We start from the raw sequence: 10,188 nt of genomic DNA, 5'->3' as shown, positions 1-10,188 counted from the left end.
GTCGGGCGGGGTGCGGGCCTCGATCTCGGTCAGGTATCGCTCGACCAGGTCGATCGTCTCGCGGTGGCCCATGGTCATGCCCAGCGCGCCCTCCATCACCAGAACCCGGGAGACGCTCGCCATCAGGCACGTCACGACCACCGGCGGGATCGTGGCCGGATCGACTCCGGCGGCGGTCAGCACTCGCGACAGGGTGGCGAGCTCCGCCTCCCGGAACCGCTCGGCGTAGGCGGCGATCTCCGACCGGATGGCCTTCCGGTGGTTCGCGAGCGCCATGAACTCGACCATGAGGGTCGTGCCGCGCGAGTCCAGGTCGACGTCCCACAGCGCCCGCAGGGGCCGCGGCGAGGCCAGTGCGCGCCGCTGGCGCTCCAGGTTGGCCTCCGCGCCGCGCCGGAAGACGGCGAGGAACAGGTCGTCCATGGTGCGGAAGTAGTAGTGCACGAGGGCGGGCTTGATGCCGGCCTTCGCCGCCACCCGCCGCGAGCTGACCGCGGCGTACCCCTCCTCGAGGATGATCTGGGCCGTCGCGTCGAGCAGGGTCGTGCGGGTGCTCGAGTCCTCCGCGCCGAGGCGGCGGGGCGAGGTCATGCCGTCACCGCCGCGCCCGGGGCGCGGCCGTGTGGCGCGGCTGGTGCGGAGCGCGGTGTCCGTCCGGTGTTTCCTTGACCATTCGGCGGCATGGCGCTGTGCACCCGCCGAGCATAGCCTTCCGACTGGTCTGAACAACGGTGTCGCGCCATTACGCCGCGAGTGTCGGGAATCTCAACTATTCTTTCGTAACGTGACCGCCTCCGTATATTCGTCCGGCGGAGCTTTTGAACCCGTCGGCGTCGGCCTGGCACGGATGGCCGGCACAGCTGATGTGGCCGGCACAGCTGATGTGGCCGGCACGGCCGGCGCAATCGGCATGGTCGACATGCGGCGTGGGGCGCGGGTTCTCGGCGGCAGCCACCACTACGAAGGTGACCGGCTCGTCACCGGCTGGCATTCCCACGATCTGCACCAGATCGAGTACGCCATTTCCGGGATGGTCGAGGTCGAGACCGCCGGCACCCACTACCTCCTGCCGCCGCGGCAGGCAGCGTGGATCCCGGCCGGTCTCGAGCACCGGGTCACGATCAACTCGGCGGTCCGCTCGATCGCCGTGCTGTTCGACCCCCGGCTGATCGACCGGCCGGGGGACCGCGCCCGGATCCTCGCCGCGCCGCCGCTCGTCCGGGAGATGATGATCTACGCTCGGCGCTGGCCGATCACCCGCCCGAGCGGTGATCCGGTGTCCGACGGCTTCTTTCGCACGCTCGGCCACCTCGTCGTCGAGGCGCTCGGTCACGAGGCTCCGCTGAGCCTGCCGACCTCGACCGATCCGGTCGTCGCCGCGGCCATCTCCTATACCCAGCGCCACCTCGACGCGGTCTCCGTGGCCGAGGTCGGCCGGGCGGTCGGCGTCTCGGAACGGACCCTGCGCCGCCTGTTCCGCACCGCCCTCGGCCTCTCGTGGCGGCACTACCTGGTGCAGGCCCGGCTGCTGCGGGCGATGGCGCTGCTCGCCGACCCCACCCGGTCGGTGCTCGAGGTGTCGACCGCCGTCGGCTTCGAGAGCCCGAGCGCCTTCGCCCGGGCCTTCGCCCAGTACTGCGGCGAGCGCCCGTCGGCCTACCGGCAGCGGATCGGGGTGGTCCCTCCGGCCCTGGCCCCGGTGGGACGGCGTCCGCACCGCGGCGGGCGCTGACCACCCGGCGAGCCCGGCGACGTGTGCCCGCGACCGGCTCGGCGACGGACGTATGGACACTATGTATACCGAACTAGTTGACAAATGGTGCCTCCAATACCTACGTTCTGACCATGGCTGAGCACCCGCGCCTTGTTCGTCGTGCTCATGTTGACCTCCGCCGCGTCGCCAGCGCGCTCTGTCTGCCGGTCGGCTGACCGCCCGCCACTGCCCGGAACGCCGCGGGCCGTAGGCCGCGGGTCGCGCCACGCGGGTAGTGCTCCCGTGGCGTCTGCCGCCCCCGGTTACTGGCCGCGTCTCCCGCTGAGCCGAACCGTGCCGCGCACACACCGCCAGACATCCGCGTACTCCCGCCGCCGGTGCGGGAGGCGCCCCACCGTGCAGGCCTTCGACGGTCGTCGACCCGGTGGGTCGACACGCGCGTGAGGAGGATCTCCGTGCCCATCCGGAGCGCGAACCCGCCCACCATCTCGCCGACCGGCCTCGCCGGGCCCGGAAACGATCGCAGGGACACCTCGAAAGGCGCCGGATCGGCGGCGGCCGTGCTGCGCGCCGTCCTCGATCACGGGCCCGTCGCGAGGGGGTTCATCGGCACCGCAACGGGTCTCAGCCCGGCCGCGGTCTCACGGCAGACCGCCGACCTCATCTCGCTCGGGCTGCTGCGGGAGCTGCCGGTCGCTGCCGGCGCGCCGCGGGCGGGGCGGCCGAGCGTGCCGCTCGACGTCGACACCGACACCCACCTCGCCTGCGGCGTGCACATCGCCGTCCCCATGCTCACCTTCGGAATCGTCGACCTGCGGGGCCGGGTGGTCGCCCGCGAGGAGCTGCCGCACCGGGGCGAGGCCGACGACACGCTCTCGACCATCGTTCGGCACCTGCCCGGATTCCTGCGCCGGCACGCCGGCCACCGCCGGGTCCTCGGACTCGGCGTGGTCACGGGCGGCCACGTCGACGCACGGACCGGCGTCGTGGTCGAACACGAGCCGCTGGGCTGGCGGGACCTGCCGTTGGGCCCGCTGCTGGCCGCCCGCACCGGCCTCCCGGTGAGCGTGGACGGCCATGCCCGTGCGCTGGCTCAGGCGGAGATCCTCTTCGGTGAGCCGCGGGCCCGGGCAAGCCTGGTGCACCTGTTCGTGGGCCATGTGGTGGACGCGGCCATCGCCACCGGCGGAGTCGTGCATCACGGCCTTCGCTCGGCGGCGGGCGGGGTGGCGCACCTGAACCTGCCCGGGGCCGACCTGCCGTGCTCCTGCGGCGGCCGGGGCTGCGCCCAGACCGCGCTGTCGGACCGCGCGCTGCTCGTGAAGGCCGTCGAGCTCGGAGCCATACCGCGACCGGAGGCCGAGCTCCTGCTGGGGGCGGCCCGTGCCGGCGACGACCTCGTGGTGGGACTGCTGCGCCAACGGTTGCGGGGGGTCGCCAGGATCGCCGCGACGCTGCTCGACATGCTGGACCCGGAACTCCTCGTCCTGACCGAGATGTCCGCGATCTACCTGCCGCACCTGCTCCCGGACCTGTACGAGGAGATCGCCCGGCTCTCGCGCGCGTGCGGGGACCCGGAGCGGGTCGTGCGCCCCAGCAGCTTCGGGACGGACGTGCTCGCCGTCGCCGCGGCGGCGACCGTACTCGACTCGGTGCACCGCAGCCCGCGCACGGTGCACACCCGCCGCGACCGGCAGGCCGCCAGGGCGGCCGAGTGGTCACGACCCCCGGTAGCGGCTCCGTAATATTTCCATCCGATCGGAAATCATTGACCTGGCGAATTAACCGAGCAACGATGGAATTGTGAAGGACGCCGCCGGGCAGCGCCCCGTGGGAACTCGGGGGAATGTTCTCCCGGTCTCCGTGGATCGATGTACGGCTCCGGGTGGGCGCCGCTCCGGCGGCTTCTTCCGGCGTGGCTCCCACTGTTCCGTCCTCGTCCAGCGCTGAATTTCCACCATCCCCGGTGGATTAATGCTGGCCGGGGGAGTGTCGCGCCGCACCGGTGACCCGTAACCGCGCTCCATTGTCAATCTCTGCCCGCGCTGGTTGCCGGGAGGATGGTTGGCGCGCGTATTCGGGATGATTCCCGAAACCGGTGCCGGCATGTTCTCGACCGCCTTTTCGGGCGGTCCTTCTCCCGGTACCCGTACGCATTCGCGATCCGAAGGGAAATGTGACGATGACCAGTCAGGTCCAGACACTGATCGACGTCCGGCCGTTGTCCGGATACACCGGCGCCGAGATCCACGGCGTCGACCTGCGGGAGGAACTCGACGACGCGACCATCGCCGAGATCCGGTCCGCGCTGCTGACCTGGAAGGTGGTGTTCTTCCGCGACCAGAACCTGGACCACGCCCAGCAGGTGGCGTTCGGGCGGCGCTTCGGCAAGCTCACTCCCGCCCACCCGCACGAGACCGCGCCCCCGGAGGGGTTCCCCGAGATCCTGCCGATCGACAGCCGGCGCTACGCGCAGCTCTTCGGCAACCGGAAGGTCACCTATGACAACGGGTGGCACACCGACGTGACGGCGCTGGTCAACCCGCCCGCCGGGTCGATTCTGCGCGCCGACGTCGTCCCGCCCTACGGCGGTGACACCGCCTGGACGAACCTGGTCGCGGCCTACCAGGCCCTGCCCGAGCCGCTGCGGACGCTGGCCGACAGCCTGCGCGCGCGGCACAGCTTCAGCCTGCCGATCTTCGACGGTGGCGAGTACGGGAAGCGGATCGCCTCGAACCCGCTGGTCGCCATCCACCCGGTGGTCCGGGTGCACCCGGAGACCGGCGAGCGGGCCCTGTTCGTCAGCCCCAGCTTCACCGCGCGTGACAACGAGATCATCGGCCTGTCCGCCCGGCAGAGCCACCGTGTCCTCGAGTTGTTCTACGAGCAGATCGCCCGGCCGGAGTTCACGGTGCGGTTCAAGTGGAACCCGGGTGACATCGCCTTCTGGGACAACCGCGCCACGGCGCACCTCGGGCCGTCCGACCTCGGTCATCTCGACTTCGACCGGGTTCTCTACCGGGTGACCCTCGAGGGCGACGTCCCGGTCGGTGTCGACGGGGCGGAGTCGGAGCTGGTCGCCGGCCAGCCGTTCCTCGGCTCCTGACCGTCGCCCGCGGCGTCCTGAACCCCTGACCGCCGGCGCCGACCCAGTCGGCGCCGGCGGCTCCTGCCACCTGGAGAGACCCATGCACCATCGACGGACCCGTGGGCGGCGGCTGGCGCTCGCGTCCGCCGGCCTGGCCGCCCTGCTGACGGTCGGCCTCGCCGCGTGCGGCGGCGGCGACTCGGACCCGGCCGCCCCCGCGTCCGGCGGAAAGGCCGGCACGCTGCGGATCGGCGACCAGAGCAAGTTCCTGGAGCTCCCGATCACGCTGTCGGGCGCGGGCCGTGACACCCCCTACAAGCTGAACTGGAACAACTTCGCCGACGGGCCACACATGAACGCCGCGTTCAGCGCGGGCCGGCTCGACGTCGGTTTCATGGGCGACACGCCGGTCCTGTTCGCGAACGCCGCGGACGCCGGAGTGGTCGCCGTGGCCGTGGCGGAGAACAGGGTGAACAGCCAGACCATCTTCGCCTCCGCCGGCTCCGGCATCCACAGCCTCGCCGACCTGAAGGGGAAGCGGGTCGCGTTCACCCGGGGGACCTCCCTGCACGGCTATCTCCTCAACCAGCTCGACTCGGTCGGGCTCACCCAGGACGACGTCACCCCGGTCAACGTCCCGGCGGCGAGCCTGCCCGCCACCTTCTCCTCCGGAGCCGTGGACGCCGTGGTGTACGTCCGCCAGTTCGGCGCGGCGGTCACCGCGCAGAGCGCCGGGTCCTACGAGGTGGAGACCAAGCCGCTGCCGCAGTACTCGGTGCTGCTCGCGGCGAAGGACGCGCTGGCGGACCCGGCCCGCCGCGAGGCGGTGCGGGACTTCGTGCTCCGCCTCTCCCGGGCCTCGGCGTGGCCCAAGCAGAACCCGGACGAGTGGATCCAGAAGTACTACGTGGAGACGCTCAAACAGGATCCGGTCGCCGCGCGGAAGTACTTCGAGAGCCTGCCGGAGAGCAGGTACACCCCGGTCACGGCGGCGTTCGTCGACAGCCAGCGGACCCAGGCGAAGCTGCTCGCCGACGTCGGGGAGCTGCCCCCGTCGCTGAACGTCGACGACGAGGTCGACAAGGCGTTCACCACCGAGCTGACCGCGGCGTTCACCGCCGCGAGCCTGCCGACATGAGCACTCTCCGCCCACGGCAAGTCGAAGGGAGGACGACATGACCGAGGTCATCGGTGAAGCCGCTCCCGCGCCCGGCCTTGTCAACGTGCCCGTGACGTCCGGCGTGCCTGTGGCATCCGGCGTGCCTGTGGCGTCCGGCGAGCCCGCTGGCGCCGGACCTGACGGGCCCGTGGCTCCCCTGCTCGAGGATCCGACCGGCAAGCGGAACCGCGCGCGGCGCGCACGGGCCGTCCCGTCGTGGGCGCGTCGACTGGCCGGTCCGGCGCTGCTGCTGCTCGGGTGGTTCGCGGTCACCGGATTCGACCTGGTCAGCGACCGCGCGTTCGCCTCGCCCGGCGCGGTGCTCGACGCCGCCCGGGAGCTGCGGGGCTCGGGCGAGCTGGCCGACAACCTCGGCGTGTCCCTCTACCGGGTCGGCTGGGGATGCGCGCTCGGGGTGGCGATCGGCCTGGCGCTCGCCGTGATCGCCGGCTTCTTCCGGTTCGGGGAGGACGTCGTCGACTCGGCGATGAACTTCCTGCGCACCATTCCGGTGATCGCACTGCTCCCGCTGATCATCGTGTGGATCGGCATCGGCGAGGAGGCGAAGATCTTCCTCATCACCGCCGGCGTGGTCTTCCCGATCTACATGAACACCTTCGCCGGGATCCGGAGCGTGGACATCAAGCTCGTCGAGGCGGGCCGGGCCTTCGGGCTCGGCCGGGCCGGTCTCGTCCGGCGGGTGATCATTCCCGGTGCCCTCCCGGGCTTCCTGGTGGGGCTGCGCTGGTCCCTCGGCGTCGCCTGGCTGCTGTTGGTGTTCGCCGAGCAGGTCAACACCGACTCCGGCATCGGCTACCTGCTCAACAGCGCCCAGGCCTGGAACCGGACCGACATCATGGTGCTCTGCCTGGTGATCTACGGACTCCTCGGTCTGCTCTGCGACGGCTTCGTCCGCCTGCTCGAAAGGAGCCTGCTGTCATGGCGACGCGGATTCTCCGGGACCTGACCGGCGCCGACGAGGCGGCCGCGGCGATCCGGGTCCGCGGGCTGACCCGGGTGTTCGGCGACCACGTCGTGCTGGACGGTCTCGACCTGACCGTCGCGCCCGGCGAGTTCGTGGCCCTGCTGGGGCGCAGCGGGTCGGGCAAGAGCACCCTGCTGCGGATCCTCGGCGGGTTCGACGACGAGGTCAGCGGCGAGGTGCTCGCCGCCCGCCGGCGCGCGGTGGTCTTCCAGGAGCCGCGGCTGCTGCCGTGGACGCGGGCGCTGGGCAACGTCGTCCTCGGCCTGCCCGGCGCGGACGTCGACCGGCGCGGGCGCGCCGCGCTGGCGGAGGTCGGGCTCGCCGGGCGCGAGCGCTCGTGGCCGGTCACCCTCTCCGGCGGCGAGGCCCAGCGGGTCGCGCTGGCCCGTGCCCTCGTCCGCGAACCGGATCTGGTCATGCTCGACGAGCCGTTCGGCGCGCTCGACGCGCTCACCCGCATCCGGATGCACGCCCTGCTCCAGGAGCTGTGCCGCCGGCACCGCCCCGCCGTCCTCTTCGTCACCCACGACGTGGACGAGGCGATCCTGCTGGCCGACCGGGTCCTCGTCCTGACCGACGGCCGGCTCTCCCTCGACGTCCCCGTGGGCCTGCCGACTCCCCGGCCCCGGGCCCATCCCGCCTTCGCCGCCCTGCGCGCCCGGCTGCTCACCGAGCTGGGCGTTCGTGACCTGGCCGAGGCCGCAACCTGACACCCCGACGGGGCCGTGGTCTGCGGCGGCCGGGCGCGGGGTAGGCAGGCCGGTATGCGCACAGGCCGAGGCATGCTCATCGTGGCGTCACTGTCGCTCGCGGCGTCGGTCACCGGCTGCGGTGGGTCGGACGGACCGGCGGACCAGGCCGTGTCGGCTCCGCCGGGCCCGCCGGTCGTCTCCGGGACCAGCCAGCCGCCAGCCGCGTCCACCGCGCGGCCGACCGCCGTGACGGGCTCGACCGGCCCGTCCGCCGGGATCCCGGTCACGGGTGCCGGCGGTGCCGGGCCGGCCTGCGTGTCCACCGGCCTCGCCGCGTCCCTCGAGGACGTCCAGGGCGCGGCGGGTCACGTCTACGGGCGGATCGTGCTCAGGAACACCGGTCCCGGCACCTGCTCGGTCGTCGGCTACCCCGGTGTGTCGGTGGTAAACGCCACCGGTGGCCAGGTCGGGGCGGCGGCTGACCGCACGGGGCCGGCGGGCACCCCGGTGACGCTGCCACCGGGCGGCAGCACCGGCGCGACGCTGGCGATCACGCAGGCCGGGCTGCTTCCGGGCTGCGAGGAACCAGGTCAGGCGGTGCGGGGCGCGAATCTGCGGGTGTACCCGCCCGACGACCGTGGGAGCCTGCTCGCGGCACTGCCGGCCGGTGTCGAGACGTGTCGGGATCCGGCTGTGCACCAGCTCGCGGTCGGTGCCTTCGGCCAGCCCTGACCGTCCTGGTCACCGGCGCGCGCGCCGCGCCGCGGTGACGATTCCGCCCGGCGGTCGAATTCCGGGGTGGGTGCCACCGAAAGGGGCGGCGGGCCAGCCCGGACCAGCCGGCCGGGTTACGGTGTCCAACGGTGGCACGCCGCCGCCCGGTCGCCGAACCCGTCCGCGAATTCTTCTCCGCTCGCCTTTCGAGGCGATGCGCCGGTGCCAGTTCCAACGCCTTCGTCGTCTTCCTGGCGCGCCGGCTCAGCGGATTTTCTCCGGCCCCTGCCCCGGTTGCCACCGCGTCGAATCCGTGGCTTGAAATCGGAGCAGAGAGCGAGCCCGCAGTCGATGGACCGCATCCGCTTCCTCAACGCGTTCGACACCGCCCTGCTCGAATACCAGCTCCTGCACGCCGACGTGCCGATAAACGTGAACTGCCTGCTTCTCGGTACCGGACCGGCTCCTGGAATCGACGAGCTGCGCGCTTTTGTCGCCGAGCGCCTGCGCCGGTTCCCGCTGTTGACCGAGCGGCTCGTCTGCCTGCCGGGGCGCCGCGCGAGATACGGCTGGCGCGCCGATCCCGAGGTCGACCTGGACTGCCTCGTCCGCGAGCACCCGGTGTCGTCGGCCGCGCCCGCACCCCCGTCCGTGGACGGGGCCGCGGCGGCACCGGGGTTCGCCGGGACGGCGCTGCGCGACTTCGTGGAACGGCTCGGCGGCGCGGTGGTGCCGCTGTCGGGGCCACCGTGGCAGCTGTGGCTGCTGCGCTCCGCCGACGACACCGAGTTCGCCCTGTTCTACCGGGCCAGCCACATCCAGCAGGACGGCACGGCGAAGAACCTCGTCCTCTCGGCCCTGTTCGGCATCGGTACCGACCCGATGGCGTTCGTCCCGCCGCAGCGGCGCGAACCCGGTCGCGCCCGGGCCCGGGAGGTCGGAGCCGCCGCCGCGCGCTCCCTGCGGTGGCTCACCCCCGCCGCCGGGTCGGCGGTCCTCGCGGCTCCGTGGGCGGGGCGGACCACACACAGCTGGGAGACGACGTCCCTGTCGCTGCTGCGCTCGATCGGCGCCGCGGTGGGCGGCACCGTCAACGACGCCTTCCTGGCGGCGCTCGCCGGCGCCCTGCGACGGTGGACCGGCGCGGACGGCGCGGACGGCGCGGGCGGTGCGGCCGGTGTGGGTGGCGCGGCCGGCGCTGGCGGCATGGTCAGGGCGGGGGGTGCGCTGTCCGGCCGGGCCGGTGGGATGGCGGTCGCGATGGCCGTCAGCACCCGCCAGCCGGGGGAGCGCGCGATGCTCGCGAACTTCGTGGCGGGTGCCCGCGTCGTCCTGCCGTGCGCCGAGCCGCTCCCCTCGGCCGCCTGTTCGCGGTACGTGACCGGACGGATCGTCTCAAGCAGGGCGGCACGCTCGGCCTGGGCGAGCGCCTGCTCTTCGAGCTGCTGCCCGCGCGGGCCCGGCCCCGCCTGTTCGGCGCCGGGCTGAGCGGACGTTCGTCGGTGCTGTCGGTGTCCAACCAGGCCGGGGCGCCGGGCCCACTGGCCGCGGCCGGACGGCCGATCACGACGGCCGTGCCCGTCCCGACCCTGTTCCCGGGCGAGCGGCTCGCCTGCCACCTCAGCGGCCTCGGTGACACCGTGAGCGTCGGGACGGCCGCGGACGCCGGTCTGCCCGGATCGCGCGATCTCGCCCGGCTGTGGGCGGCGGAGGTCACGCTGCTCGCCGACGCCGTCCGGGCGTTCGCCGGGGACCGGGCGCTGCCATGACCCGGACGCCGGCCCCGCGCCGGGCCCGGGCTGTGCGAGGGGGCTGGCTTGGGCGAGGGGGCTGGCT

Annotated in this window: 10 protein-coding genes and 1 pseudogene; 10 read left to right on the top strand and 1 reads right to left on the bottom strand. The window is 73.0% G+C overall.

Features of this window, described 5'->3' with window-relative positions; translation table 11 throughout:
* Positions 1-591, bottom strand: a 591-nt coding sequence (locus FMEAI12_RS34575) for a TetR/AcrR family transcriptional regulator (protein WP_146776842.1), incomplete at its 3' end; no start/stop codon positions are given.
* 319 nt (positions 592-910) lie between these two features.
* On the opposite strand from FMEAI12_RS34575, the gene FMEAI12_RS34570 reads away from it, so the two are divergent.
* The 10 genes and pseudogenes from FMEAI12_RS34570 (at position 911) to FMEAI12_RS40415 (ending at position 10,121) form a co-directional block, all read left to right on the top strand.
* The gene (locus tag FMEAI12_RS34570; RefSeq protein WP_020458368.1) at positions 911-1,732 is read left to right on the top strand and encodes a helix-turn-helix transcriptional regulator; all 822 of its coding nucleotides are present in this window, start codon (positions 911-913) and stop codon (positions 1,730-1,732) included.
* Positions 1,733-1,845: 113 nt separating this feature from the next.
* Positions 1,846-1,929 (top strand): putative leader peptide, encoded by an 84-nt coding sequence (locus FMEAI12_RS40420; protein WP_368672142.1) that lies wholly within the window; start codon positions 1,846-1,848, stop codon positions 1,927-1,929.
* A 240-nt stretch (positions 1,930-2,169) separates the two neighbouring features.
* Complete coding sequence (locus FMEAI12_RS34565) at positions 2,170-3,459, top strand: ROK family protein (RefSeq protein WP_112109263.1); 1,290 nt, start codon at positions 2,170-2,172, stop codon at positions 3,457-3,459.
* A 437-nt stretch (positions 3,460-3,896) separates the two neighbouring features.
* Entirely contained in the window at positions 3,897-4,820 is a 924-nt protein-coding gene (locus FMEAI12_RS34560; RefSeq protein ID WP_200835515.1) for a TauD/TfdA family dioxygenase, read from the top strand.
* A gap of 82 nt (positions 4,821-4,902) precedes the next feature.
* A complete protein-coding gene (locus FMEAI12_RS34555; protein WP_112109261.1) occupies positions 4,903-5,940 on the top strand; it encodes an ABC transporter substrate-binding protein in 1,038 nt (345 codons plus the stop codon).
* Positions 5,941-6,109: 169 nt separating this feature from the next.
* The gene (locus FMEAI12_RS34550; RefSeq protein WP_112109264.1) at positions 6,110-6,928 is read left to right on the top strand and encodes an ABC transporter permease; all 819 of its coding nucleotides are present in this window, start codon (positions 6,110-6,112) and stop codon (positions 6,926-6,928) included.
* Positions 6,901-7,656 carry an ABC transporter ATP-binding protein gene (locus tag FMEAI12_RS34545; protein WP_071059092.1) on the top strand — a complete coding sequence of 252 codons (756 nt, stop codon included), beginning with the start codon at positions 6,901-6,903 and terminating at the stop codon, positions 7,654-7,656. The genes FMEAI12_RS34550 and FMEAI12_RS34545 overlap by 28 nt, the downstream gene beginning before the upstream one ends.
* Positions 7,657-7,728: 72 nt before the next feature.
* The gene (locus tag FMEAI12_RS34540; RefSeq protein ID WP_235015052.1) at positions 7,729-8,370 is read left to right on the top strand and encodes a DUF4232 domain-containing protein; all 642 of its coding nucleotides are present in this window, start codon (positions 7,729-7,731) and stop codon (positions 8,368-8,370) included.
* 333 nt (positions 8,371-8,703) lie between these two features.
* Positions 8,704-9,312 (top strand): annotated as a pseudogene (locus FMEAI12_RS39050) (wax ester/triacylglycerol synthase domain-containing protein); the annotation flags it as partial.
* A 5-nt stretch (positions 9,313-9,317) separates the two neighbouring features.
* Complete coding sequence (locus FMEAI12_RS40415; protein ID WP_368672141.1) at positions 9,318-10,121, top strand: WS/DGAT domain-containing protein; 804 nt, start codon at positions 9,318-9,320, stop codon at positions 10,119-10,121.
* Positions 10,122-10,188 lie beyond the last annotated feature (67 nt).

Source organism: Parafrankia sp. Ea1.12 (genome assembly GCF_900465275.1).
Taxonomy (GTDB): Bacteria; Actinomycetota; Actinomycetes; order Frankiales; family Frankiaceae; genus Parafrankia; species Parafrankia soli.
Note: the sequence above shows the minus strand (reverse complement) of the source record. Positions and strands in the feature narration are given on the sequence as shown.

Coding starts and splice junctions, on each gene's coding strand:
- FMEAI12_RS34540 (WP_235015052.1), top strand. CDS start 7,729: ATGCTCATCGTGGCGTCACTGTCGCTCGCGGCGTCGGTCACCGGCTGC.
- FMEAI12_RS34545 (WP_071059092.1), top strand. CDS start 6,901: ATGGCGACGCGGATTCTCCGGGACCTGACCGGCGCCGACGAGGCGGCC.
- FMEAI12_RS40420 (WP_368672142.1), top strand. CDS start 1,846: ATGGCTGAGCACCCGCGCCTTGTTCGTCGTGCTCATGTTGACCTCCGC.
- FMEAI12_RS34570 (WP_020458368.1), top strand. CDS start 911: ATGGTCGACATGCGGCGTGGGGCGCGGGTTCTCGGCGGCAGCCACCAC.
- FMEAI12_RS34555 (WP_112109261.1), top strand. CDS start 4,903: ATGCACCATCGACGGACCCGTGGGCGGCGGCTGGCGCTCGCGTCCGCC.
- FMEAI12_RS34560 (WP_200835515.1), top strand. CDS start 3,897: ATGACCAGTCAGGTCCAGACACTGATCGACGTCCGGCCGTTGTCCGGA.